This window comes from Komagataeibacter xylinus (assembly GCF_009834365.1).
Classification (GTDB): Bacteria; Pseudomonadota; Alphaproteobacteria; order Acetobacterales; family Acetobacteraceae; genus Komagataeibacter; species Komagataeibacter xylinus_D.
The window spans coordinates 2,193,997-2,219,107 of record NZ_CP041348.1; the positions used below are offsets into that span (position 1 = coordinate 2,193,997).

Annotated in this window: 25 protein-coding genes; 15 read left to right on the plus strand and 10 right to left on the minus strand. The window is 65.9% G+C overall.

Features of this window, described 5'->3' with window-relative positions:
* Nucleotides 1-35: 35 nt before the first annotated feature.
* The 3 genes from FMA36_RS10415 to FMA36_RS10425 are packed head-to-tail and all read right to left on the minus strand — an operon-like array spanning nucleotide 36 to nucleotide 2,373.
* Complete coding sequence (locus FMA36_RS10415; RefSeq protein ID WP_206065079.1) at nucleotides 36-902, minus strand: CDP-alcohol phosphatidyltransferase family protein; 867 nt, start codon at nucleotides 900-902, stop codon at nucleotides 36-38.
* A gap of 6 nt (nucleotides 903-908) precedes the next feature.
* The gene (locus tag FMA36_RS10420) at nucleotides 909-1,586 is read right to left on the minus strand and encodes a phosphatidylserine decarboxylase (protein ID WP_159262245.1); all 678 of its coding nucleotides are present in this window, start codon (nucleotides 1,584-1,586) and stop codon (nucleotides 909-911) included.
* 34 nt (nucleotides 1,587-1,620) lie between these two features.
* On the minus strand, nucleotides 1,621-2,373 hold the full coding sequence (locus tag FMA36_RS10425; protein WP_159263856.1) for a methyltransferase domain-containing protein: 753 nt from the start codon (nucleotides 2,371-2,373) through the stop codon (nucleotides 1,621-1,623).
* Between the two features lie 93 nt (nucleotides 2,374-2,466).
* On the opposite strand from FMA36_RS10425, the gene gloB reads away from it, so the two are divergent.
* Entirely contained in the window at nucleotides 2,467-3,198 is a 732-nt protein-coding gene (gene gloB / locus FMA36_RS10430; protein WP_159262246.1) for a hydroxyacylglutathione hydrolase, read from the plus strand.
* 230 nt (nucleotides 3,199-3,428) lie between these two features.
* Nucleotides 3,429-3,962 carry a polyhydroxyalkanoate synthesis repressor PhaR gene (phaR, locus tag FMA36_RS10435; RefSeq protein WP_159262247.1) on the plus strand — a complete coding sequence of 178 codons (534 nt, stop codon included), beginning with the start codon at nucleotides 3,429-3,431 and terminating at the stop codon, nucleotides 3,960-3,962.
* Nucleotides 3,963-3,974: 12 nt separating this feature from the next.
* Here phaR and pdxR read toward each other — a convergent pair whose 3' ends face one another.
* On the minus strand, nucleotides 3,975-5,525 hold the full coding sequence (gene pdxR, locus FMA36_RS10440; RefSeq protein WP_159262248.1) for a MocR-like pyridoxine biosynthesis transcription factor PdxR: 1,551 nt from the start codon (nucleotides 5,523-5,525) through the stop codon (nucleotides 3,975-3,977).
* Nucleotides 5,526-5,619: 94 nt separating this feature from the next.
* Here pdxR and FMA36_RS10445 point away from each other — a divergent pair, with 94 nt between their 5' ends.
* Nucleotides 5,620-6,360 (plus strand): pyridoxamine 5'-phosphate oxidase family protein, encoded by a 741-nt coding sequence (locus FMA36_RS10445; RefSeq protein WP_240906330.1) that lies wholly within the window; start codon nucleotides 5,620-5,622, stop codon nucleotides 6,358-6,360.
* A 148-nt stretch (nucleotides 6,361-6,508) separates the two neighbouring features.
* On the opposite strand, the gene FMA36_RS10450 is transcribed toward FMA36_RS10445, so the two are convergent.
* The 5 genes from FMA36_RS10450 to FMA36_RS10470 form a co-directional block, all read right to left on the minus strand.
* Nucleotides 6,509-7,258: a lysophospholipid acyltransferase family protein gene (locus FMA36_RS10450; protein WP_159262249.1), complete on the minus strand. Its 750-nt coding sequence runs from the start codon at nucleotides 7,256-7,258 to the stop codon at nucleotides 6,509-6,511.
* A gap of 75 nt (nucleotides 7,259-7,333) precedes the next feature.
* Nucleotides 7,334-7,966, minus strand: a complete 633-nt coding sequence (locus FMA36_RS10455) for a YdcF family protein (RefSeq protein WP_159262250.1) — start codon at nucleotides 7,964-7,966, stop codon at nucleotides 7,334-7,336.
* Nucleotides 7,963-8,907, minus strand: a complete 945-nt coding sequence (locus FMA36_RS10460; RefSeq protein WP_159262251.1) for a cell division protein FtsX — start codon at nucleotides 8,905-8,907, stop codon at nucleotides 7,963-7,965. The genes FMA36_RS10455 and FMA36_RS10460 overlap by 4 nt, the downstream gene beginning before the upstream one ends.
* Nucleotides 8,907-9,578, minus strand: a complete 672-nt coding sequence (locus FMA36_RS10465; RefSeq protein WP_159262252.1) for a cell division ATP-binding protein FtsE — start codon at nucleotides 9,576-9,578, stop codon at nucleotides 8,907-8,909. The genes FMA36_RS10460 and FMA36_RS10465 overlap by 1 nt, the downstream gene beginning before the upstream one ends.
* Nucleotides 9,579-9,601: 23 nt before the next feature.
* On the minus strand, nucleotides 9,602-10,009 hold the full coding sequence (locus FMA36_RS10470; protein WP_159262253.1) for a hypothetical protein: 408 nt from the start codon (nucleotides 10,007-10,009) through the stop codon (nucleotides 9,602-9,604).
* Nucleotides 10,010-10,142: 133 nt separating this feature from the next.
* Here FMA36_RS10470 and FMA36_RS10475 point away from each other — a divergent pair, with 133 nt between their 5' ends.
* From FMA36_RS10475 to FMA36_RS10525, 11 genes are all read left to right on the plus strand, one after another.
* Nucleotides 10,143-10,736, plus strand: coding sequence for a chemotaxis protein CheW (locus tag FMA36_RS10475; RefSeq protein WP_159262254.1), 594 nt, complete (start codon nucleotides 10,143-10,145; stop codon nucleotides 10,734-10,736).
* Entirely contained in the window at nucleotides 10,733-12,115 is a 1,383-nt protein-coding gene (locus tag FMA36_RS10480) for a CheR family methyltransferase (RefSeq protein WP_159262255.1), read from the plus strand. Before FMA36_RS10475 ends, FMA36_RS10480 begins: the two co-directional genes overlap by 4 nt.
* Nucleotides 12,115-12,666 carry a chemotaxis protein CheW gene (locus tag FMA36_RS10485; RefSeq protein ID WP_159262256.1) on the plus strand — a complete coding sequence of 184 codons (552 nt, stop codon included), beginning with the start codon at nucleotides 12,115-12,117 and terminating at the stop codon, nucleotides 12,664-12,666. The genes FMA36_RS10480 and FMA36_RS10485 overlap by 1 nt, the downstream gene beginning before the upstream one ends.
* Before the next feature lie 6 nt (nucleotides 12,667-12,672).
* Nucleotides 12,673-14,355, plus strand: a complete 1,683-nt coding sequence (locus FMA36_RS10490; protein WP_159262257.1) for a methyl-accepting chemotaxis protein — start codon at nucleotides 12,673-12,675, stop codon at nucleotides 14,353-14,355.
* A gap of 10 nt (nucleotides 14,356-14,365) precedes the next feature.
* Nucleotides 14,366-16,468 (plus strand): hybrid sensor histidine kinase/response regulator, encoded by a 2,103-nt coding sequence (locus FMA36_RS10495; protein WP_159262258.1) that lies wholly within the window; start codon nucleotides 14,366-14,368, stop codon nucleotides 16,466-16,468.
* Nucleotides 16,465-17,565 carry a chemotaxis-specific protein-glutamate methyltransferase CheB gene (gene cheB, locus FMA36_RS10500; RefSeq protein ID WP_276612578.1) on the plus strand — a complete coding sequence of 367 codons (1,101 nt, stop codon included), beginning with the start codon at nucleotides 16,465-16,467 and terminating at the stop codon, nucleotides 17,563-17,565. Before FMA36_RS10495 ends, cheB begins: the two co-directional genes overlap by 4 nt.
* 9 nt (nucleotides 17,566-17,574) lie before the next feature.
* Nucleotides 17,575-19,449 carry a response regulator gene (locus FMA36_RS10505; protein ID WP_159262259.1) on the plus strand — a complete coding sequence of 625 codons (1,875 nt, stop codon included), beginning with the start codon at nucleotides 17,575-17,577 and terminating at the stop codon, nucleotides 19,447-19,449.
* Nucleotides 19,446-21,407: a response regulator gene (locus tag FMA36_RS10510; RefSeq protein ID WP_159262260.1), complete on the plus strand. Its 1,962-nt coding sequence runs from the start codon at nucleotides 19,446-19,448 to the stop codon at nucleotides 21,405-21,407. Before FMA36_RS10505 ends, FMA36_RS10510 begins: the two co-directional genes overlap by 4 nt.
* Before the next feature lie 71 nt (nucleotides 21,408-21,478).
* Complete coding sequence (gene hslV / locus FMA36_RS10515) at nucleotides 21,479-22,072, plus strand: ATP-dependent protease subunit HslV (protein ID WP_110568921.1); 594 nt, start codon at nucleotides 21,479-21,481, stop codon at nucleotides 22,070-22,072.
* Nucleotides 22,072-23,385, plus strand: coding sequence for an ATP-dependent protease ATPase subunit HslU (hslU, locus tag FMA36_RS10520; RefSeq protein WP_159262261.1), 1,314 nt, complete (start codon nucleotides 22,072-22,074; stop codon nucleotides 23,383-23,385). Before hslV ends, hslU begins: the two co-directional genes overlap by 1 nt.
* A gap of 88 nt (nucleotides 23,386-23,473) precedes the next feature.
* Nucleotides 23,474-23,917, plus strand: coding sequence for a SufE family protein (locus FMA36_RS10525; protein WP_159262262.1), 444 nt, complete (start codon nucleotides 23,474-23,476; stop codon nucleotides 23,915-23,917).
* A gap of 69 nt (nucleotides 23,918-23,986) precedes the next feature.
* Here FMA36_RS10525 and FMA36_RS10530 read toward each other — a convergent pair whose 3' ends face one another.
* Nucleotides 23,987-24,196, minus strand: coding sequence for a heavy-metal-associated domain-containing protein (locus FMA36_RS10530; RefSeq protein ID WP_159262263.1), 210 nt, complete (start codon nucleotides 24,194-24,196; stop codon nucleotides 23,987-23,989).
* A 235-nt stretch (nucleotides 24,197-24,431) separates the two neighbouring features.
* Here FMA36_RS10530 and FMA36_RS10535 point away from each other — a divergent pair, with 235 nt between their 5' ends.
* Nucleotides 24,432-24,785 (plus strand): hypothetical protein, encoded by a 354-nt coding sequence (locus FMA36_RS10535; protein ID WP_159262264.1) that lies wholly within the window; start codon nucleotides 24,432-24,434, stop codon nucleotides 24,783-24,785.
* The last annotated feature ends 326 nt before the right edge of the window (nucleotides 24,786-25,111 follow it).

A 25,111-nucleotide genomic window follows, 5' to 3' on the forward strand; every position in this document is an offset into this window, starting at 1 on the left:
CTTTTTTCAAAAAGGCGGCGTTTTCCCAGGTTTTCTCAGCCCGGACTGTGGGGTGCGGGCTCGTCACTTTCCTGCAGATCTTCCGCCGCGCGGCGCAGGCGGTGAAAGCTGCGCCGGCTGATGGGCAGGAGCATCAGGTAGATCACGCCCGCCGCCGCGAGCGCGCCCCACGGCTCGGCAATCATGATGGCGGCATAGGCTCCCGTGCCCAGCATGGTGGGCAGGATGAGTGGCGAAGGCACCTTGAAGTTCTTGAACGACCACACCGGCAGGGTCGACACCAGCAGGAAAGCCGTGCCGCTGAGCGTTAGCGCGGGCATGAGCGGGTCGCGGGTGAGGTCATACAGCCAGTCAAGGTGCAGGCGCTGCGCCTCCAGCCCTAAAAAGAGCGGAAACAGCGCCAGCCCCGCCCCTGCGGGCGCAGGCACGCCGGTAAAGAAATTGGCGGCGTATTTGGGCTGGTTCTCGTCATCATCAAGGCTGGCATTGAAGCGGGCAAGCCGCAGCGCCATGCATACCGTGAACATGATGCACGGAATGTAGCCAAACCGCCCGCCTTCGTGCAGTGCCCACAGGTACAGCACGAAGGCAGGCGCCACCCCGAAGCACAGGAAGTCGGACAGGCTGTCGAACTCCGCGCCAAAGCGGCTGGTGCCGCGCAGCAGGCGTGCGATGCGGCCATCAAGCCCGTCGATGCACGCGGCAATGAGAAGGGCCGTAGCCGCATCACCAAACCGTCCCTCCAGCCCGAATCGCATGCCCGTCAGGCCTGCGCACAGGCCGAGCATGGTCAGGAGGTTGGGGATCATCCGGTTGAACGACAGACCCCGCACGCGGGGGCGCTGGCGTTTTTTCAGCCTGCGGATGCGGCGCGACCGGTTGGCGGGGGGAGGAACTGCCATAACCGCTTACAGCCGCGCCATCACGGTCTCGCCGCCGATCATGGTCTGGCCCACCTCGACAAGCGGGGCCACATCGGCGGGCAGGTACAGATCGGTGCGCGAGCCAAAGCGGATCAGGCCAAAGCGCTCGCCGGTTTCGTACTGCATGCCTTCTTCCGCATCGCACAGGATGCGGCGCGCGATCAGGCCCGCGATCTGCACCACGGCAAGCTGCCGCCCGTCCTTGAGCGTGAGCCGCAGGGCATTGCGTTCATTGAGTTCCGATGCCTTGTCGAGGCTGGCATTGAGGAACTGCCCCGCATGGTACGATACGCGCGTGACCGTGCCCGCGATGGGCATGCGGTTCACATGCACGTCGAGCACCGACAGGAAAGTGGCGATGCGCCAGACCGGGGTGTCGCCCATGTCGAGTTCCGGCGGCGGGGCCACTTTCTCGATCGAGACGATATGCCCATCCGCCGGGGCCACGGCCACGTTGGCTTCGGCCGGGGTGACGCGCTCGGGGTCACGGAAGAAATACAGGCAGAACCCGAAGAACAGGCCACTGGCCGTACCAAGCAGCCTGGTTGCCCGCCACGGCAGCAGCCGCCCGATCACGGCGCCCGCGCCTGAGGCGAGCAGGAAGGGGCGCGCGGCCGGGTGCGGCGGGGCAAGGACAAGCTTGAGGGATTGAATTAGCGACATGGGACAATGTTCATGGAGATTCCCGCAAAATTGGTCAAGTATCCTGCGCGTTTCCATCCTGCTGGCGGTGGGTGAGGCTGCGCGAAAACAGCCGCGCGGGCCGCAGCCTCAGCCCGGCTGGCATGATCGTGGCCGGGCGGGCAGGCACGCCTGCATAGATGTCCTTCACCGCCTCGATCATGCACACGCCGCCCAGGCGGGGGAAGAGGGTTCGCCCCGTCCATTCCGCCAAGGTGGCAGGGCCCGCGGGGCAGGGGCCGGCAGGGGGAATGTAGAGGGCATCTTCATGGCGCTCGGCGCGGAAGCAGGCATTAGCCAGCCAGCGGTCGATCTGGCGGCGCGAAAAGGGCGTGCCCTGCCCGAAGGGTGAATTGTCGGCATGTGCCCACAGCCCGGCCCGGTTGGGCACGATGAGCAGCAGCACGCCGTCATCTTTGAGAATTTTCCAGACCTGGCGCAGCAGCGTGTTCTTGTCCTCGCTGGTTTCAAGCGCGTGGATCATCACGATCCGGTCGAATTTCAGGTCATCGAAGGGCAGGCTGTCGCCACGGACCACGCAGTCGCGCCCCTGCCACGGCCCGCCCTCACGCGTGACCGGCGTGTCGAGCCGTGCTGAAAAGCAGGGCTGTCCGGGCCGGTCCCATAGTGGCAGGAAGGGCAGGGCATAACCAAGCCCGAGCATGTGGCCACGCGATCCCTCCGGCCAGAATCCGGCCATGCGCTGGCCAAGCAGCCGGGCGGCCATCTGGCCCCGGCGGGAAGCATAAAAGCTTGCGGCGGTGTGCATGTTGGCGCCCATGGGTGTTACACTAACAGGCTGCAGGCGGGCATGCCATGCCCATGGTGTGGCAGGAACCCAGGTTACTATGGAGGGACAGTCATGACACGGAAGCTCTTGATCGAGGCGATTCCCATCCTGTCAGACAATTACGCCTGGTTCGTGCATGATGGCCCGGCAGGCCCCGCTGCCATGATCGACCCCGCCGAGGAGGCGCCGCTTGTCGCCGCCATTGATGAAGCAGGCGGGCGGCTGGACATGATTTTCCTCACCCATCACCATGCCGACCATATTGCCGCAGCCGAAGCGCTGCGCCAGCATTATGGTGCCCGGATCGTGGGAGCGGCGGCGGATGCGTACCGCCTGCCGCCGCTCGATATCGCGGTGCGCGATGGCGATGTGGTGGCGTTTGGCACGCAGCAGGTGCAGGTGATGGCAACCCCGGGCCATACATCGGGCGAGGTATCGTATTATTTTCCCTCGGGGCCTGCGCTGTTCTGTGGTGATACGCTGTTCAGCATGGGCTGCGGGCGGCTGTTCGAGGGCACGCCGGCCGACATGTTCGCCTCGCTCCGCCGCATCGATGCCCTGCCCGGCGCAACGCTGCTGTGCTGCGGGCATGAATATACGCAGTCAAACGTGCGTTTCGCCCTGCATGTCGATCCGGATAATGCCGCCCTGCAGGCGCGCGCGGCCGAGGTTGCCAGCCTGCGGGCGCGTGGCCTGCCCACCCTGCCAGTCAGGCTCGATGTGGAGCGCGCGACCAATCCCTTCCTGCGCACGCCGGATGTGGCGACGCTGGGCAGGTTGCGAAAAGAGAAGGACAGCTTCTGACATAATACGTCATGAACGCATTGCGCCGGGTGCGAAAAGCCTGAGCATGGCCCTGTGCTGGTGCAGGATAAGCTGTTTTACCAGAGTGGAAAATGAAGGTTTGATGATACGGCTCATGGTCGGGGCGCGGGTTATGCCCTAAAGGGAGAGGACACGCCTCACGCCAGGGCGTCCGCGCGGGGCGTTCCGGCCCTTCGGCCCGCTTCCCGCGCCATGTGAAAGGAAGGCATGTGTCGGTCTCTTCTGCTCCCGTCGTCATCAAGAAATATGCCAACCGGCGGCTGTACGATACCGAACTGTCGGCATACATCACGCTTGAGAACCTGATGGACATGGTCAAGCTCGACCGTGCCTTTGTCATTCTCGATGCCCGCACCGGCGATGACATTACCCGTGGCGTGCTCGCCCAGGTCATGCTTGAGGAGGAAACACGCGGCCGCGCCATACTGCCGGTCGCCTTCCTGCGCCAGCTCATCCGCTGTTATGGCGACAGCAGGCAGGGCGAGGTGTCCGACTACCTCGAACGCATGATGGGCGAATTCATGGACCGTCAGGCCCCCGATGCGGGCGACGGGCTTGAGGCGCTGGGCCAGGAGCAGGCCGCCGTGGTGCGGCAGGCCATGTCGCTGTTCACCTCGCTTTACGCGGTGGAGCGCGCGGGCAACCGCACGGTGGAGAACCTGCTGCAGGAAATCATGGACCTGCGCCAGCAGGTGGAAACACTGCAGGGCCAGCTTGCGGGCACGCCGCGCGCGACTGACTGAGGGGTACCCTCTTCACGTCCGCCCAGCCGGGCAACCTGCACCGGCATCATGGGGCATGAAAGCTTCAAGGGCATGGGCCAGTCTGCGCATGGCGGGATCAATCTCATGGTGCGGCGTACCGGCATATCCCAGCAGCAACCCGTGCTGCTTGCGCGGACCGGCATAACACTCTGAAAGAGGCGCAACCCGCACGCCTGCCTTCAGGGCGGCCGCCGTGGCCGCGTGGTCATCAAAGCCGGGGGCCAGGGCTGGGGCGGGGCAGGCGACGACATGCATGCCGCCTGAATCGGGAGTGATATGCATGAGACCTGTAAGGGAGCGGGCTGCGACCTCCATCAGGCTGTTCTGGCGGGCGGCATAGAGCAGGCGCGTGCGCCGCAGGTGCGAGACCAGATGCCCCTCCGCGATGAAACGTGCCAGCGCGCCCTGCCCCATGAGCGGGGCGGGGGTGAAAACCTGCGGCAGGACCACCTGCGCCGCAGGCACAAGGGCGGGCGGCAGCACGATGTAACTCAGCCGCAGGGCAGGAAAGAGCAGTTTGGAAAAGCTGCCCAGATAGGCGACGCGTCCCGCGCGGTCGAGGGCGCGCAGGGGTGCCAGCGGGCGGCCCGAATAGCGGTATTCGCCATCAAAATCATCTTCGATGATCCAGCCCTGCCTCCGTTGTGCCCAGCTGAGCAGGGCCAGACGGCGCTGCAGGCCCAGCACCGTGCCCAGCGGGTAGTGATGTGATGGGGCAACAATCGCCAGCCGGGCATCTGGCGCCATGGCAAGGGCGGTTGCGGGGGCAAATCCCGATTCATCAATGGCAACCGGCACGGCGCGGATACCGGATGCAGCCAGTGCGGCCCTGATGCCGGGATAGCCCGGCTCCTCCACCCAGGCCGGTTCGCCTGCTTCAAGGGCGATGCGGGCAAACAGCGATACGCTCTGCCTGACACCGGCAGTGATGACGATACTCTCCGGCGCGCAACTGAAACCGCGGGCAGTGCGCAGATGGGCGGCGATGGCCTGCTGCAGGGCAGGATGGCCGAATGGAGGCGGCGTGCCAGCAATAGGCCATGCGGGTCTGCGCCAGTCCTGCTCAAGCAGTTTTGCCCATAGCGCAAAGGGAAAGGCCTGCCTGTCCGGCTGCCCGAGGGGAAAGGCGATGGGCGGCTCGCCGGGTGTTGCATGCCCTGGCGCGTGCTGCGCGTGCCTGAGCAGCACCCTTGTCCGCTCCGGCAGCAGGGGAGGCGGCATGGGGGCATGGGGCGCGCTCTGGGTGGGGGCGGGGGCAAGCATGTCATCGGGCAGGTCCTGCGCCACCGATACGCCCGAGGAGCTGCGTGCCACCAGATACCCTTCAGCCTGAAGCTGATCGAGGGCCGCGAGCACGGTGCCCCGCGCGCAGCCAAGCTCAGCGGCCAGCAGCCGTGAGGAGGGCAGTTTCGTGCCACAGGCCAGCCGGCCTTCCAGTATTGCGCGGCGGATCTGTTCGCGGATCTGGGCCTGCAGCGTCTGGCCGCCGTCTGTCTCCAGCACGATGCCCAGCAGCACGGCCCGGCGTGCCTGTCGTCCCATAACTGGTCCAGTCCGTTTTTCGCTATCTGGTTCTTTTCTTTGGGCCACTTTACCACAATCGTGGGTGGGCAACCACATCACGGGATCAGTCACCATGACGAGACAGACGCCAGCGGAGCCGGGCGGGATGCCTGACAGCTTTCCCGTAACACCGGTCAACCGGGTGAAGCGCCAGCCCGGTCGCGGCCATTACGACAGGGCCACGGTCCATGCCATTCTTGATGCGGCCCTGCTGTGCCACATTGCTTATGTCATTGACGGGCGGCCCTATTGCACGCCCACCAGTTTCTGGCGCGAGGGGGAGCATCTTTACTGGCATGGCTCATCGGCAAGCCGGATGATCCGCACGCAGGCTCAGGGCATTGACCTGTGCCTGACCGTAACCCACCTCGATGCGCTGGTCATGGCGCGTTCGGGCTTTCATCACTCGGTCAATTACCGTTCCGCCATGGTTTTCGGGCAAGCGCGTGTTGTTGAGGACATGGAGGAAAAGCGTGCGTTGATGGACCGTCTGGTCGACCGTATCTATCCGGGCCGCTCCAGTCTCATCCGACCACCCAATGCGAGCGAGATCAGGGCGACATCCGTCCTGTGCATGGAAATCGAGACCGCCTCGGCCAAGATCCGCGAAAAACACGTATCTGATGACGAGGCGGATTATGCAGATGTGCCAGCATGGACGGCGCTTTACCCCGTGACACAGGTGCTGGGCGCGCCTTCCCTGTGCCCCCGGCAGCAGGCGGGGCTGGAGCGCCCGGCCGGGATGGCCGATTTCACGCCTGGTGCCCGGCTTGATGCGGTCATGACCTCAGCCTACCGGCGTATTTTCGGGTAGCGCTGCCTGAGCGGGAGCGGGATGGTTACGGGGCCGCAGGTGCGGACTGCCACGGGCAGACTTCAAACGGGGAACACCCATACGCGTCATAAGCCGGTTCACTCAGGTCAGGATAGCCACAGACCGGGCAGGTATGGATGCGCGTGTGTCATGCGTGCGCGGGTTCCGCTGGTGCTGCGGGGGCCTGCGGCACGGGCAGGCCGTTGCCCGTGCACAGCTCGCGCCACGCGTTGCCAATGGCGGGCAGCAGCTGCGCGCGCTTCAGCCCCGCGGGCAGGGGCCTGCCCACCACGATGTGAATGGTGCCCGGCGTCTTGACCAGCGCGTTGGGCCCCCAGTGCAGCCCCGCATCGGTTGCGACCGGAATGACCGGCAGGCCGGTATGGGCCGAAAGGGCGGCAATGCCCGGCTGCAGCTTTATCGCAGCACCAGGGGGCGTGCGCGTGCCTTCGGGGAAGATGATGATCTGCCGCCCCTCCTTCGCCGCCCGGTCGGCATCGGCCAGCAGGGTGCGCAGCGCCTTGGCTCCACCATCGCGGTCCACGCCGATCATGCCGGTCAGGCGCAGCATGGGGCCAACGAGCGGAATGCGCTCAAGCTCGCGTTTCATGACATAGGTGGGCAGGGGCACGATGTTCATCCACGCGAATGTGTCGAACATGGACTGGTGCTGGCATGCCAGCAGGCAGGGGCCGGGGGGCAGGTGTTCAAGCCCGCTCACCTGTATGTTGATGCGGCAGATGCGTTCCAGCCCGCGCAGGGTCAGCCCTGTCCACAGCTTGGCATAGGCCAGCGCGTATTTTTTGCCAAACAGCCGGATGGCGAAGGCCGCGATGCCCATCATCAGGGTCAGCACGACAAAATACAGGTTGAACACGAAGGCGCGCAGTACGGTCATGGGGCTAACAGGTCCATCCGGGTGGTTCAGCGCTATCCTAACACCAGAAAACGCGGCCTGCGACAAGCCGCCCGCTCACCCCATGGGGGCGACGGGGCGCGTATCGGCATGGTTGAGCAGCCCGTGCAGCGGGCGGGTCAGGCGGGCGACATCAAGGCACGCGAGCAGCCATTTGTCATATTCCACAACCATGAGCCGGATTGTGCCGGGGTGCAGCGGGTAGCGCAGGGCAGGCGAACGGATGGGGTAGCCATACAGATGCACCTCCGGGATGGTGCGCGCGATCTCGAGCATGGCGCGGCGGATATGATAGCCCGCGGTCACCACGATCACGCTCTTCATGCCGTATTCATGCACCCATGTGGCGGTTTCATCCGCATTGCCCAGCGTGGAGGCGGCCCGGTGGCCCAGTGTCGTGTGGGTCCACAGCGCCAGGGGCACGGGAGGGGGCTGGTGGCGCAGGAAATCACCCAGCGTTGCATGCCGGTCCACGCCCGAAATCAGCAGCCGGTCGCCATAACCCTGCGCCAGTAACGCGAGCGACTGCTCGATCCGGCCCTGCCCGCCGGTCAGCGCCACGATGCCATCGGCATGCGGAGGCACGGCGGGCGGGCGGCGGGCATCGACGATGAACCAGCCCAGCCCGGCACTCCACGCCACAAGGCCCAGCAGGCACAGGCCCGCCAGCAGGCAGCGCAGGCGTGTCATGGCAGGCGGCGCAGCCAGGCCCGCACGGTCAGCTGCGTGGTGGCCCAGCCGGTCAGCCCGGCAGCGGGCGGCAGGATTACGAGCATCCACAGCAGGGCCGGGGGCAGCAGGCCGGTCCAGGCCTGCACGTCGTGCCAGTCGGGTGCGGTGGCGGGGGCATCGCCCATGGCGGTAAAGGGGGCGGCAAGGTGCGACAGCGCCAGCAGCATGGGCAGCGCCAGCACGCTGCCCCACACGCCGCCCCACAGCGCCAGCAGCCCCACGCGCGTGGCGAAACGGCCCGAGATGTAGCTGTCGGTCGCCCCCAGCGCATGGATCAGCCCGATGGCCTGCCGCCGCGTGAGCAGACCCGCCCGCGTCGCGGCCATGACCACGCATACCGCTACTGTCATCACCACCAGCACCGCCAGCCCGGCGCAGGCCTGCAGGCTGCCCGCAAGGGCCGCCAGCCGGTCGCTCCAAATGCTGTCATGCTCCATCAGTAGGCCCGGCGCCTGCGCCTGCAGCCGGGGCAGAAGGCTGGCTGCCACGTCCTGCCCCGGCGCGGTGTGCAGTTCGATCACGGCGGGCAGCGGCAGGCTGGGGTCGCCGGTCTGCTCGATCCACGGGGCGAGTAGCGCGCGCAGTTCGGCATCACTCAGGCGATGGGTGTCGGTAATGCCGGGGGTAGCAGCCAGGATGGCCAGCACCGCATCGATGCGGGTTGGGGGCATCTGGCCCATGGCGGCGGTAGCCGTGGCGGGATCGGTGGGTCCGGGCACCTGCACCGTGGTCACCGCACCCGCCCCGTGCGTCCAGCGTTGCGAGAGGCTGTGCGCTGCAATGCCGCCCGCGAGCGCGAGGGCTGCAAGAAAAGCCATGCTGCCCACAAGGAACGGCAGGAACCGCCCCGGCAGTGCCTGCCGCAGGGCCAGACCGTCATGATAGCGCTGGCGGGCCATCAGCCGTGATCCCGCACGAGATGACCGTGGACCAGCTCGATGGTCGGGGCGGGGTATTTCGCCACGATGGCATCGTTATGGGTCGCGACCACGATGGTGGTGCCCAGTTCGGCCAGGCGGTGGAACATGCGCATCAGGCGGCCGGCCTGGCGTTCGTCAAGGGCATTGGTCGGCTCATCGGCCACCAGCAGGGCCGGGCGGTAGATCACGGCGCGCGCAATGGCCACGCGCTGCTGCTCGCCACCCGAAAGCTGCGGCGGCAGGGCATCGAGCCGGTGCTCAAGCCCCACCCATTTCATGATGGCGTGTACTTCATGCGCAATCTCGGCCTCGGCGCGGTGCTGCAGGCGCAGCGGCAGGGCCACGTTGTCGAACACGCTCATGTCAGGCAGCAGGCCGAAATCCTGCTTCACAGCCCCGATGCGCCGCCGCAGCCGGGCAAGCCCCGCGCGCCGCGTCTGCATGACCGGCACGCCCAGAATCTCGACCATGCCCGAACTGGCCTGCACCTCAAGCGACAGGATGGACAGCAGCGACGACTTGCCAGCCCCCGATGGCCCCAGCAGCCAGCGGAATTCGCCCTGCGCCACATCAAGGCTGACATGCGACAGCGCGGCAACACCGGTCTGGCTGCCACCATAGGCGTAGCTGACATCATGCAGGCGGAACATAGGGGCGGGTCCGTCCGTTTTGGTTACATGGTGCGCGCGGCGATGGTGGAGAGCGTGGCGCACAGGGCTGCCAGCGCCATGAGCATCAGCCCGTCAAACACCAGCGAGGACGGCGTAAGGAAATGCGACCCCACCTCAAGATGGTCAGGAATGGAGTGGGCCACATGAGCGATCATGTCGCGGGCCTGCGGGTCGCTGCCCGCCGCTCCGTTGATGATGCCGATCACATGCGGCAGCGCGCTCCAGCCAATACCCAGCACCAGTACCAGCGGCGCCACCAGTTCGGAAACCTGCTGCACGAGATAGAACGCGAAATAGAACACCGCCCACACGCCAACCCGCACGATGCGCGACCCGTTCAGCCTGCCGGAGGGGGCGGAATCAGGTGGCAGCGTGCGGTCCTGGGAATGGTTGGAAAAGGAACTGTCCATCAAATCAAGACTCCGGCAAGGGGCGGCTTCCCCGGATTGTAGGAAATGCATTCCTGCCCGAGGTAGCGATGGCTTGTATTAAATGCAAACTTCTGCCTTGTGCATATGGCAAACAGCGAAGGTCGCCGGAGCAATGGATCACGCCAGCCCACAGCAGGCCGCGTCATGCGGGCAGCCCCGCCCTGAAGCCCCGCCGGTCATGATCTTTCGGGTAGGGGAGCGGCAGTACGGCCTGCCGGCAGGGCTGGTGGTGCGCGAGTGTATGCCCGTGCCCGCCCTGCGCGCGCCCATGGTCATGGTGCCGCATGTTTCGGGCTGGTTCCGGCTCGGGGGGACCATGGTGGCGGTGCTTGACCTGGGGGTGCTACTTGGCGTGCGTGCCCATGCCGTGCGCGCACCGGTCGAACTGCTCTATCGCCCGCTGCTTTTGTGCAACCAGCCCGGCGGCGGCTGTGTCGCGCTGCTCGTCGATGCGGCCCTTGATGTCATTCACCCGCAAAAGGGCATGCCCGCCATGGTTGACGCAAGGACCCGGGAAGCCGAGGGTGCGGGGCAGGAACTTGAACTGGGGGATGGCAGCATTGCCTACATGTTGCGCATGACCGACATCCTGGATGATGATGAACGCATGCGGCTTGACAGCCTGCTCGAGCGCACCCGCGCGCGCGCGGCCCTGTGGGCGCAGACGGGCCCCGCTGCCACCCCCACGGCGGATGGCGCGCCGTGAGCGGGTCGGCCGCCTTTCCGCCAGCGGGGTTGCGCAGGCTGCTCAATGCCGTGACCCGGCGCACCGGCCTGCATTATTATGTCGACAAGGCCGACCTGCTTGAAGAAGTGGTGGGCGCGCGCATGCGCCTGCATGGCTGCCACACCTGCCATGACTACCTGGCCCTGCTGGCCGACGGCGCGCGCGGCGATGCGGAATGGCGCGAACTGGAATCGGTCATCACCATCGGGGAGACCTTCTTCTTCCGCTATGCCGAGCAGTTCGCGGCCCTTGAGCGCACCATCCTGCCCCGGCTGATCCGCCAGGCGGAGGCCACGCGCCATCTGCGCATCTGGAGCGTGGGCTGCGCCAACGGGGCCGAGCCCTATTCCATCGCCATCCTGCTGACACGCCTGCTTGATGAGGCGGGCCAGAAACTGGCGGACTGGCGCATCGACATCCTGGGCACCGACATCAGCACCCGCGCCCTAGATCAGGCGCGTGAGGCCGCGTTCAGCGCGTGGAGCCTGCGTGATATCGCGCCCACGCAGCGCGCGGAATGGTTTACCCCGGTCAGCGCGCGCCTCTGGCGGCTGCATGAGGGGTACCGGCGCATGGTCACCTTCCGCTACAGCAACATTCTTGACCTGCTGCGCCCTGATGGCGGCCCCGCCGGTCCGTTTGACCTCATCCTGTGCCGCAACGTGCTGATCTATTTCGCGCAGGCGCAGGCGGTGGGACTGGTCCACGCCATGGCGCGGCGCCTCGTGCCCGAGGGCTGGCTGCTGCTGGGGCATTCGGAGCCGGTTTCCGATTTCAGGCCCTTTCTCGAGACCGTGCGCCTGCCTGGCACGCTGGCCTTCCGCGCGCCCTCCGCAGCGGGTGCGCAGGCTGCGCTTGCAGCAGTAAAGCCGCTGCCCGCACGCCGCGCGCAGCGTGCCGCAGCACCCGTGCCGTTGCCCGACAGCACGCCCGTAGCCAGCGCGATCCGCCGCGTGGCCGATGGCGGGCAGGTGGCGCGCGCCATGCAGATGTGCCGCGACCATCTGGCCCGGCATCCGGTTGACGTGCGCATCCATTTCCTGTTCGCCGTGCTGGCATGGGGCCACGGGAACCTGCTGCAGGCCGAGGAATCGTTCCGCCGGGTCATTTACCTGTGCCGCGACCATGTCATGGCGCGCTGCTATCTCGCCCGGCTGCTTGAAGATGCGGGCGGCCATGCACAGGCAGCCCGCATCCGCGCGCAGATGACCGAACTCGCCAGCCGCTGCCCGCCCGATGCTCCCCTGCCTGATGGCGATGGCCTGACCGCGGGCGGCCTGCTGCGGCTGGTGCGCCAGCTTGATGAGCCGTCCGGTGCCGCCTCAGCCGTGGCAGGCACCCAGCAGGTGCCTTCCTGATGGCGCGTTTTTTCGGCCCTCCGCCTGCCGTTCCCCCCCTTGCGGGGCGCGAGGCCTTTGCGCAGCGCGTGCTGGCTGACCGCGCGCGCATCATGGCCGCCCGCGCCGACACCGAAGGCCCCCGCGCGCCCGCGCGCCCGCTGGTTCTGCTCGATCTTGCAGGCCAGTGCTGCGGGGTGGACCTGCATGCCGTGCTGCGCGTGACCGACCCGGTCTGGAGCGACATGCCGCGCAGGCCCGACTGCCCGCCCGGCGTGCGCGGCGTGCATGGCTATCAGGGTGATCTGTATACCGTGTTCGACCTGTCGGTGCTGCTGGGCGGCACTGCGCTGGCGCAGCCCGGTGTCATGCTGCTGCTGCGCTCGGTCTCGAGCATTCCGCTCGGGCGCATCGCCCTGCTGGCCAGTGGGGCGGGCGGCACGGTGGACATTACCGCAACGCCTGCCCCGCTTACGCCTTCGGGTTTTCCGCAGGCCAGGCTGGCCGATGGGCGCAGCATGACGGTCATTGATCCCGCGCGCCTGTTTTCTTCCCGTTATGTCGGAGTGTGAAGTCCCGTGACTATCGCCAATCGCCTGCTGTTCGGTTTCATGGTCGGTGTCCTGCTCATGGTTTCGCTGGGCATCTATGCGCTGGGGCAGATCCGCGAGGTGCGCGACGAGATGACCATCATCGTCACGCGCGACCTGTCGGTCTATCGTGAACTGACCCATATCCGCGCCAATGAGAACGACCTCGTCGCCCGCAGGCTCGCCATTCTGGCGCATTACTACGCCCATGATTTCGAGACCGCTCCCGCCGTGCTCGAAGATGCCATTGCCAGTTGGGATGAAAAGGCCCGCGAGGCCGACAGCCTGCTTGCGGGCGTGCTGTCGCGCGCCGAGGAAGGCGGGCGGCTTGCGCGCAGCAACGACCAGCGCGAGATGTTCAATACCGTAGCCAGCCAGTTGCGTGACATTTCCAGCCAGTTCCAGATGGATACGCGCGGTGCCGGGCTTCTGTTCCAGGCCATTCGCGCGGGCAATGACCCCAGCGTGCGCGAACAGGCCTCGCGCATAGACAGCCGCGAGCAGTCGATCGACCTGCTCGTGGGCCGCGCCGCCTCGCTGCTCGACCATGGGGTGCAGGTGGCCGAAACCCAGGGTGCCGCATCGTATGACTACAGCCGCCGCTCGCTGGCCATTGGCATGGTGGTGGCCGTGGTGGTGGCGCTGATCGTGACCTTCTGGACGCGGCGCTCGATCATGGAGCCGATCTCGTCCATCATGCACGTGATGGAGCGGGTGGGGCAGGGCGACCTTGCCACCCGCGCCAAGGTGGGCGGCATGGGCGAGGAACGCGATGAAGTTGCCCGCCTTGCAGCAGGGCTGAACCGCATGATCGACGGCCTGCGCGAGATCGCCCGCCAGAGCGGCGAGGTGACGCAGAATCTCGATGCCGCCGTGGCCGAGATCCGCGCCTCCACCCAGCAGCAGGCCGCAAGCGTTGAAGAGCAGTTTGCCGCCGTGCAGGAAACGGCGGCCACGGTGGACGAGATCACCCATTCCGGTGCCCAGATCAGTAAGCGCGCGCGTGAGGTGATTTCATCAGCGGAGGTGATCGTGCACAGCTCGGCCAGCGGGCTTGAAGCGGTGGAGGAAACCGCGCGCGCCATGGCCCACACCCATGATGGCGCCGAGGCCGTGGCCTCGAACATCGTGGCCCTGTCCGAGCGCACGGAGGCGATCAGCGAGATCATCGCCTCGGTCAATGACCTGTCGGAGCGTTCGCACCTGCTGGCACTCAATGCCGCCATCGAGGCGGCGGCGGCAGGCGAGCATGGCCGCTCGTTCGCCGTGGTGGCCGCCGAGATGAAGATCCTCGCCGACCAGTCGCGCGATGCCACCCAGAACGTGCGCGCCATACTGGGTGACATCCAGCGCGGCATCAACACGTCGGTCATGCTGACGGAGGAGGCGGTCAAGCGCGTCTCGGCGGGCAAGGAGCGCACCGATATCGCCTACCGCACCATCGAGCGCATGACCGGCGGCATCGAGGAAGGGGTGCATGCCTTCCAGCAGATCGTGGCCTCGACCAACCAGCAGCAGATCGGCATCGAGCAGGTCATGACCGCGCTGCAGAGCATCCGCCAGGCCAGCCAGCAGACATCAGGCGGCACGCGCAACCTTGAGGTCTCGGCCAGCAACCTTGGCAAGCTGTCCAAGCAGCTGCTCACCATTTCCGCGCGTTACCGGACCTGACGGCCGGCCCGTGGATAACCTGAGGGATGAATTGCTGGCGGTGTTCGATGCCGAATACCGCGACCATCTGCGCTCCATCCGCGCCATCGTGGCCGCCGGCTGCCCTGATGCGCAGGGCCTTGCGGAAATCTTCCGCCGCGTCCATTCGCTCAAGGGTGCGGCGCGCGCGGTTGAACTGCCGGTGGTCGAGGGCGTGGCCCATGCGCTGGAGAACCGCCTTTCCGCATTGCTCTCGGCCCGTGCGCTGCCCGATGGGGCCGATCTCGCCGCCATTACCGATACGCTTGACGAGATCGACCTGCTCATGACCGCAACGCCCCCGGATGCGCCCGCCGCACCCGATGAAGGGGCGGCGCAGGTGGAAAATCCGGCCTATGTGCAGGTGCCCGTGGCCCGGCTCGATGCGCTGGCCGCAGCCGTGCATGACCTCATGGCGGTCGCCGACCGGCATGAGCGGCTATGGGCGCAGGTGATGGACCTGCTTGGCGATGCGCGGGCCGTCATGCACGCGCCCGAGCGCATGCGCGCCGACCCGGTGGCCGAGTTCGCGCGCATGACGCGCAGGCTGATGGGGGTGGGGCGCGAGCGCGAACTCATGGCGGGCCAGATCGACCGCGCCCTGCTGCGACTGGGCGAGGAAGTGCATGCCGTAACCCTCGTGCCCGCCGAGAGCGTGTTTGGCTCGCTCGCCGCTATGGCCCGGCGTATTGCGCGCGAGCATGGCGGCCCGGAGGCAGGCGTGGAAGTGCACATGACCGGCATGGACGTGCAGACCGAACGCCGCGTGATGCAGGCGCTGCGCGACCCGGTCATTCACCTTGTGCGCAACGCCATCGTGCATGGGCATGAAACCCGCGCCGAGCGGCTGGCGGCAGGCAAGTCGGAAGATCTCAACATCACCATCGCCGTGACCATGACCGGGGTGCGCCTGCAGGTGGCGGTGAGCGATGACGGGCGCGGTCCTGACCTGCGTGCCATCGCCGCCCGCGCGGCAGGGCAGGGGCTGGTCCATGCCGATGCCCCGCTTGATGCGCGGCAGTTGCTCGCGCGCGTGTTCGAGCCGGGTTTTTCCACCCGCGGCGAGGCCGACAGCCTGGCCGGGCGCGGGGTGGGGCTTTCCGTTGTGGCCGAAGCCGCGCGCGCACTCCATGGCAGCGTGCGCATGGAGCAGCGCCAGCCCGCGGGCACCACCGTCATCCTGACCGTACCGGTCTCGCAGCGCCAGCGTACCGTGCTGCTGGTTGAAAACGCGGGTCAGTCCCTCGGCCTGCCGGGTCGGGTGATCCGCCACCTGCTGCGCGTGCGGCGTGACGAGATCCGCCTGGTGGGCGGCATGCCCTTCGCCGTGGTGCCCCATCCGCCCGATAGCGCGGGCGTTACCCGCGAACGGCGCGAGGAGGAGCGGGTGCCGCTCGTGCCGCTGCGGGCCTTTGTGGGCGATGAAAACGCGCCGCTCCCGGTGCGCGATGGCGCGGTGAGCGTGGTGGTGATGGAGGTTGATGGCGTGCGTTGCGGCTTTGCCGTCGAGCGCATGCTCGATGTGCGCACGCTTCTGGTGTCGGACGCCACCGCCGTGGGGCTGGACAGCGAACTCGTGCCCGGCATTGCCTGGCCGCGCGAGGACCAGCCGGTATTCGTGCTCAGCCCCGACCGGCTGTTTGCGCGCTGGCGCGAGCGCGGCAATGGCGGGGGGGCCCGTTTCAGCGATGTGGACAGCGCCGCCCCCGTGGTGGCCGTGCGTCACGCGCCGCTGGTGATGGTGGTTGATGACTCGATCACGACCCGGACATTGCAGAAAACGATCCTCCAGTCCCACGGTTATGACGTGTGCCTTGCGGTGGATGGGGAGGAGGCGCTTGGCATGCTCCAGCAATCCTCGCGGCATGTGGATGTGGTGGTGACGGATGTCGAAATGCCGCGCATGGATGGCCTGGCGCTGCTCGCGGCCATGCAGGGGGATGCGCATCTGGCCCATATTCCCGTCGTGCTCATGACCTCGCGTGATGATGGCGAGGATATCCGTCGCGGCATGGAAGGTGGCGCACGGGCCTACCTGACCAAGCAGCGCTTCGATCAGGGCGAACTGATCGACACCATAAGGGGGCTTTTGTGAAAGCAGCCATCCCCCAGCCCGCCCAGCCGCCAAGGCGCGTGCTGATTGTTGAGGATTCGGCGGTATTGCGCCACCTGCTCATGCGCGTGGTGGCCGATGACCCGCGCCTTGAACTGGCCGAGGCAGTGGAAACGGCGGAGGAGGCCCTGCGCCTCGTGCCGCGCCTGCGGCCGGATGTAATCTCGATGGATATCTGCCTGCCGGGCATGGATGGGCTTGAGGCCACGCGGCAGATCATGGCGCATTTTCCCACCCCCATCGTTATCGTAAGCGATAGGCCGGGCGGGCAGGCTACGCATGTCTCGATGAACGCGCTGCGTTCGGGGGCGCTGTCGGTGATCGAGAAGCCGCAGGGTCTCACGGGCAGCGCGGGTGCTGCCGTGGCACAGGGCATTGCCACCCAGCTCTACATCATGAGCCAGGTGCCGGTCATCCGGCGCAGGCTCATGCAGGCGGAACCCTTTCGCCACAAGGGCATGTGGTCGCGCCCGCTTGCCATTCACCCCCGCATCCTGGCCATGGCCGCCTCTACTGGCGGGCCGACCGCCTTTGCCCGCGTGCTTGGCGACCTGCCGCCCGATTTCGCGCTGCCGGTCGTGCTGGTGCAGCATATGGGGCAGAGCTTCATGGAAGGCTTTGCCCAGTGGCTTGATCAGCAGGTGGCGCTGCCGGTCAGGCTGGCGCAGCATGGCATGCTGCTTGAACGCGGGCAGGTGCTCGTGGCGCCGGGTAACCGGCACATGACGGTTGGCCCGCGCGGCGAGGTGCTGCTGCATGATGCGCCGCCCGTGCAGGGGCAGCGGCCCTCGGCTGACGTGCTGTTTTCCTCCGTGGCAAGGGTTTTTGGCGCTGACGGGCTTGGCGTGCTGCTGACCGGCATGGGCGAGGATGGCGTGGAGGGGCTTGGCCGCATCCGCGCGCGTGGCGGCTACACGGTGGTGGAGGACCGCAGCACCGCCGTCATTCACGGCATGCCCGGCGCGGCCGAGCGCGCGGGGGCTGCTTGCATCAGCCTGCCGGTGCATGAAATCGCCCCCCATATCCTCCGGGCCATGGCGGGCGGCCCGGTTCCCTCCCAAGACCCTCTGGCTGGATAAGACAACCCCATGGTGCTGACCGACCGCGAAGACATTCCCGATACCCTGCTGCTGGTGGAGGATTCGGACACGCAGGCCCTGCGCATCCGCCGCATGCTGGAAAGCCACGGCTTTCACGTCCATCGCGTAGCCAGCGGGGAGGAGGCGCTCGATACGCTCGATGTGCGTCTGCCGGGACTGGTGATTGCCGATTATCACCTGCCGGGCATGAATGGCGGCCAGCTCGCCCGCCAACTGCGCATGAACGCGGTCACGCGCACCATACCGGTGCTGATCCTGACCGAGGGGATCGAGCCGGGGCTGGAGCGCGAAGGGCTGGAAAGCGGGGCGGATGCGTATATCCCCAAATCCTCCGACCCAGCGCTGATCGTCTTTCGCATCCGCGCGCTTTTGCGCGAGCACGCGGCGCATGCGCCCTCGCTTGTGCCGCAGCGCGTGTTCCGCCGCGCGCGCATCATGGTCATTGCCCCCGAGCCCGAACACCGGCGCGCCGTGCCCGAACTGCTCGACCAGCTCCGGCGCGACGGGCATATCGTTACCCTGTGGCATGACCCATCCCGCCTCGTGCCCGCCCTTCTGCACGACCCCGAGCACATGCCTGACTGCGTGGTGATCGACCTCGCGTGCCGCGAGTTTGACGGGCTGGAAGTGTGCCGCAAGCTTGATGAATGGCGGCAGGAGGACCTGCTCTCGGGCAACGTGCCGCCGCGCATACTCGGCGTGGATGGCGCGCCCCGGCCCGATGCGAAGGAGTTCTCGGCCCGCGTGTTCGAGGCGGGGATTGATGATCTCGTCTCGCGCGATGTAGGGCCTGCGGCGCTGGCGCTGCGCATTCGCGTGCTGGTGCGGCGCAAGCTTTTGCAGGATGACGTGCGCCGCATCGAGGTGGAGCGGCAGGCGCGCGAGATCGCGGTCAAGAGCGCGCGCGCGGAGGCGGCGGCCATTGCATCCAAGGCCTCGCTGGCCGAAGCGCTGGAGCAGGCCAACCGCGAACTGGCCGATGCCAACCGCAAGCTGATCGAAACCCAGGGCAAGCTGGTGCAGACCGCCAAAATGGCTTCCTTGGGTGAACTCGTGGCGGGCATCGCGCACGAGATCAACAACCCGCTGGCCTTCATCCTGGCGCACAAGGACACGGTGGCGCGTGGGCTGGACCGGCTCGCAGCGATGGAAGACACCACGACTGACGCCGATCACGACCAGCGCGGCGTCATTCTGGCAAAGTGCCGCGACCGGGTGGGGTCGATGAACATGGGGCTGCGGCGCATCCAGAACCTTGTGCTCAATCTGCGCAAATTCTCGCGGCTTGATGAAGGGCTGTTCCAGATCATCGACGTGCCCGAGGCGCTGGAAACGGTCATGGCGCTGCTGACCCAGAAGCTGGGCAGCGGCATTGCGGTCAAGAGGCAGTATGAGGCGCCTGACCGGCTGTACTGCCAGGCGGCGCTGCTCAATCAGGTCATCATGAATATTATCAGCAATGCGGCGGATGCAATCCTTGCCGCCCAGCATGATGATATGTCTGGTCAGGGCGGCATGGCGGTGGGCGAGATCGGGATCCACACCTACCTCGCCCATAATGACAGCGGGCCTGACAGTTACGTCTTTGTCATTACCGATAGCGGCCCCGGCATAGCACCCGATGTGCAGGAGCGCATTTTCGAGCCGTTCTTCACCACCAAGCCCGTGGGGGCGGGCACGGGGCTGGGGCTGGCCATCGCCTACAGCGTGGTGCAGGCGCATCAGGGCAGCCTGTCGGTGGGGCGGGCGCCGGAGGGTGGGGCGCGCTTCACCATTTCCATACCGTGGCATCCGGAGCAGGGGAGTGAAAGCCTGCCACCAGCCGCCACATCATCCGCGCACAGGGAGAAAACAGGCTCATGAAAACAGATCCCGCCGCGCAGGTGCGCCCCGTTGTACTGCTGGTGGATGACGAGGCGGAAATTCTCGTTGCCCTGACCGACCTGCTGGAAGACACGTTTACCGTCCTGTCCACCACCTCGCCCACCGAGGCGCTGGAGATCCTCTCCACCCGCAACGACGTGGACGTGATCGTGTCCGACCAGCGCATGCCCGAGATGGGCGGCGACGTGATGCTGGCCCGCGCCCGCGCCCATAGCGATGCGCAGGCCATACTGCTTACCGGCTATGCCGATATCGGCGCGGTGGCTGCGGCGCTGAACCAGGGGCGCATCTCGTTCTATTCCCACAAGCCATGGGACCCCGACGCCCTGCGCGCCATGATCGTGCAGGCGGCGGATTACCACCGCCTCGAGCGCGAGCTGCGCACCGAGCGCATGCTGCTGCACGGGCTGCTCGACAACCTGCGCTCGGGCCTTGGCTTCAAGGATGCGCAGGGGCGCTTCATCCGCATCAACCAGCAGGCGGCCGATTTCTATGGCCGCGACATCAATGCCTGCCTTGGCCACACGGAGGAGGAACTGTGCGATGCCGACCTCCTGCCCATCATCCGCGCGGCCAGCGCGCGACTGCGCGCGGAGGGGCGGGATGAGGAAACGCTGGAACTGCCCGCCCATATCCAGGGGGCGGCGCAGGGGCGGTGGCGCGAGATCACGCGCGTGGTGCTTGGCGCGTTGGGCGATGGCTCGGCCAGCTCGGTCGTGATCAACCGCGACATCACCCGCCAGCAGGAAATGGCGGCCCGCCTGCGCCAGGCGGAAAAGATGCAGGCGCTCGGCACGCTGGCAGGCGGCATTGCGCATGACTTCAACAACCTGCTCACCGCCGTTCTCGGCTCGCTCGAACTCGTGCGCGACATGGGACCGGAGGAAGGGCCGATGGCCCGCCTGCTTGATAACGCCGCCGCCGCCGCCCAGCGTGGTGCGTCGCTCACGCGCAGGCTGCTCAATTTCAGTCGCCCGCGCGACCTGAGCCTCGAGCCGGTGGATGTCAACGCCCTGCTACACGGCATGAAGGACCTTCTGGCCCAGACCGTGGTGTCGCGTCAGGGCAAGGGAGCCAACGGGCATCCCTGTTCCATCGTGGTCGATACTGCTGCCTCCGACGGGGTGCTGCCGCCAGTGTGCACCGATGCGGGCCAGCTTGAACTCGCCGTGCTCAACCTGTGCATCAACGCGGTCGATGCCATGCCCGGTGGCGGCATGATCGTGGTTTCCACGGCGCTCAAGCAGGTGAAGGAGATCGTGGCGGGCACCAACCTCGTGCCGGGCAATTACGTGATGGTTTCGGTCACCGATCAGGGGGTGGGCATGTCGCCCGATACGCTGGCGCGGGTGTTCGAGCCGTTCTTCACCACCAAGGATGTGGGGCGCGGCACGGGGCTGGGTCTGTCGATGATCTATGGGTTCATCCGCCATGTGGGCGGCGAGGTGCAGGTGCGCAGCCAGCCCGGCGAGGGCACGCGCGTGGATCTGTGCCTGCCGGTGCAGGGCGGGATCAGGGCGCAGGGCCAGATCCCGCCCGCGGCCAGCCCCCGGCAGGGCAACGAAAGCAGCCGCGCACTGCATGTGATGGTGGTGGATGACGAACCGGGCGTGCGCGCGGTTACAGTGGGTTTTCTGCGCGCGCGGGGGCATGAGGTGCTTGAATATTCCTCCGGCACGGCGGCGGTAAACGCCATGGAGGAAGGGCTCGGCCCGATTGACCTCGTGATCATGGATGTGATGATGCCCGGCATGGGCGGGCTCGAGACGGTGCACCACCTCCAGGCCCTGCGCCCCGGGCTGCGCGTGCTGTACCTGACCGGCTATGCCAGCGCGGGCGCCCTGCCTGCGGGCAGCGCCAATGTCATGCACAAGCCGTTCACGCAGGCGGATCTTGCCGCCCATATCGACCGGATCATGCAGCGCCCGGCTGACTGAAATGCGGCGCGCGCCCGGCGGCGGGCGTGTTGCCCCTTGTTCTGGCGCAGGAAGGTTTTATCTGTAGGATCATGCAAGATCATCATTCCTCATCCCATGACCCGGTCGGGTGGCATGGTACGACCATTCTATGTGTGCGCCGCGGTGGCCGTGTTGCCATGGCGGGCGACGGGCAGGTGACGCTGGGGGCCACCGTGATCAAGGGCAATGCCCGCAAGGTGCGCCGCATCGGGCCGACGGGGCAGATTCTGGCAGGCTTCGCGGGAGCGACGGCAGATGCCTTCACTCTGCTGGAGCGGCTGGAAAACAAGCTCGAGCGCTACCCCAACCAGCTTGAGCGCGCCTGCGTGGAACTGGCCAAGGACTGGCGCACCGACCGCTACCTGCGCCGGCTGGAAGCCATGATGGCCGTGGCCGATGCCGAGCGCTCCTTCACGCTTACGGGCAATGGCGATGTGCTCGAACCCGAGGATGGCATCATCGCCATTGGCTCGGGTGGCAATTACGCGCTCTCGGCCGCGCGCGCCCTGCTGGGCATTGACGGGCTGGGTGCAGAGGAAATTGCCCGCCGGTCGATGAAGATTGCCGGTGATATCTGTGTCTATACCAACCATTCCGTCATTGTGGAGACACTGGGCGCGGATGCGCATGAAGGGGCAGCCTGATGGAAATACCCAATCATACTCCGCGTGAGATTGTCTCCGAACTTGACCGCTTCATCATCGGGCAGGGCGATGCCAAGCGTGCCGTGGCCATTGCGCTGCGTAACCGCTGGCGCCGCGCGCAACTGCCTGATGCCCTGCGCGAGGAGGTGGTGCCCAAGAACATCCTGATGATCGGGCCGACCGGCTGCGGCAAGACCGAGATCGCCCGTCGCCTCGCCAAACTGGCGCAGGCGCCGTTCCTCAAGGTCGAGGCCACCAAATTCACCGAAGTGGGTTATGTGGGCCGCGATGTGGAGAGCATCATCCGTGACCTGATCGAGGTCTCGATCAACATGCTGCGCGACCTGCGGCGCAGGGATGTCGAGGCCAATGCCGGGGAAGCCGCCGAAAAGCTCCTGCTTGATGCGCTGGTGGGCGAGGGCGCATCAGCCGAAACGCGCAACAAGTTCCGCCGCATGCTGCGCGCGGGCGAGCTTGAGCACAAGGAAGTCGAGATATCGATTGCCGAGGGCGGCAGCCCGACCCAGTCCGACATGCCGAACATGACGCCGGGCACCGTCATCAACTTCTCGGACATGATGAAGGGCTTCATGAACCGCGTGCCGCAGCAAAAGCGCATGACGGTCGCCGCCGCCCGTGCGGCCCTGATCCGGCAGGAAGCGGACCGGATGCTCGATACCGAGGCCCTGACGCGTGAGGCCGTGGCCCATGCGCAGGACCACGGCATCGTCTTTCTCGACGAGATCGACAAGGTCTGCGCCCGTGCATCCGAAGGGGGTGCGCGGGGCGGCGATGTCTCGCGTGAAGGTGTGCAGCGCGACCTGCTGCCGCTGATCGAGGGCACCACCGTCTCGACCAAATACGGCCCGGTGCGCACGGATCATATCCTGTTCATCGCATCCGGCGCGTTCCATATTGCCAAGCCGTCCGACCTGCTGCCCGAACTGCAGGGGCGGCTGCCCATCAGGGTGGAACTCGCATCGCTCACGCGCGAGGATCTGCGCCGCATCCTGACCGAGCCGGAGCATTCGCTGCTCAAGCAGTATGTCGCCCTGCTGGGCACGGAGGATGTAACCCTGTCGTTCAGCGATGGCGCAATTGACGCGCTGGCGGAACTGGCGGCGGATATTAACGAGCGGGTGGAGAATATCGGCGCGCGGCGTCTGGCAACCGTGCTTGAGCGCCTTTTGGAGGATGTGTCGTTTACCGCGGCCGACCGCAAGGGCGAGACTGTGGTGATCGAGGCTGCCGACGTGCAGGCCAAGGTGGCCCCACTGGCCCGCAAGGGTGATCTGAGCCGCTTTATCCTGTAGGGCATGACCCGACCCGCAGGGGCCGTGCCGCAGGGCGCGGCCTTTTGCATTCTGACCGATTTGATGGCCACCGCCGCTGGAAAGATTGATGACTGACCCGTTTGTAAAGCCCGAGGACGATACCGCCGCTGACGCCATTGCCGAGATTGGCGAGGAACTGGCCCTGTTTGATGACTGGATGCAGCGCTACCAGTACATCATTGAACTGGGGCGCAAGCTGCCGGCTTTTCCCGCCGTATGGCAGGATGATGCCCATCGCGTACCGGGTTGCCAGAGCCAGGTCTGGATGGAGGTGCAGCCGCGCGATGGCGCACTCTACCTTGCCGGCGCGTCGGATGCGGCCATCGTGTCGGGGCTGGTGGCGCTGCTGCTACGGGTCTATTCCGGCCGCAGTCGGCAGGAGATACTCGACACTGACCCTGCCTTCCTGCGCGAACTGGGGCTAGTGCAGGCGCTCTCCACCAATCGTGGCAACGGGGTGGAGGCCATGGCGCAGGCCATTCGCAAGGCTGCCGCCGCCATGCCTGCCTGAAAACAGGAAAAAAGCCTGAAAACCGCCGCCTTTTGGGAAACAGGGCGGCGCGTGGCCTTATTTCAGCGTTCAGTAGCCTGCATCAAACCCTGCGTCGTCCACGGCGGCGTACAGGTCTTCCGGGTTGGTGGAACGGGCATCATAGGTAATGAAGGCCTTGCCCTGTTCGAGCGAGACTTCCACCATCGAGACGCCATCCACCCCTTCGAGTGCGCGCTTCACCTTGGCGGCGCAGCCATCACAGGTCATGCCCTGTACGTTCAGTGTTATTTTTTCCATGAATCTGGTTACCTTCTGCTGTCGCGCGCCCGCCGTGGCTGCGTTGGGTTGATCAGTCGAATCATTACAACGGAAAAGGGGGCTGCGCCATGACCTCTTCCGCAGCACTCCCTCCGCGCGCGGGATAAACGCCACATTGTCGCAGACCTGATAAAAGCATCATCTCATTATAGGATATATTGTATATATTGGGGCGTCGTGAAAATGGAGGCCGGACGTCTCGAGTTACGATCTTATGGTTTTTGATCCTGCTGCCGCCCCGCGTGACAGGACGGAATTCCTTGCCTGGTATCGCCAGCAGATGAAAGACGCGGGTGACGGCAGTGCGACAACCCCGGCGCTGAACGCATGGTACGGGGATATGTGCCGCACATTCCCGGATATGGACAGCGTAGAACTCGAGGCATCAGATGATGCCGGTTCTTATATGACTGATTATTCATCAACTACGCCGCACATGATCTACGCAGCGTTTGCATGGTCGGTGGCCGAGGAGGCGCATGCCCTGATGCGTGAACTGGCAATCCGGCATCAGGTCGGTTTTTTTGATGTCAGTGCAACGGATGGGGAAATCCTGTTTCCCGCCTGATACCCTGGCGGCGGCCTGAAAAGGCAGCCTCCATAATAGCCTGAAATCATAAAAGTTTTTGGTGAAGCTTTTTTCAAAAAGCTTCAGAAAGCATCATTATCAGAAAAAGATATTATCGATCATAATAAAAATGAAATCGTTCCTGTCCCATGCACAGGCAGAATGTTGTCGCGATCCTGGCACGTTCATTCGGCGGCGTGGAACGGAAAACTGTCGGCATCACGCACAGCATGCACGCAATGACGATAAAAATAGTGCTTTGATAAAAAAGAATAAAAGTTTTTGAGTGCTGCCTTTTTTCAAAAAGGCGGCACTCTTTAAAGCAT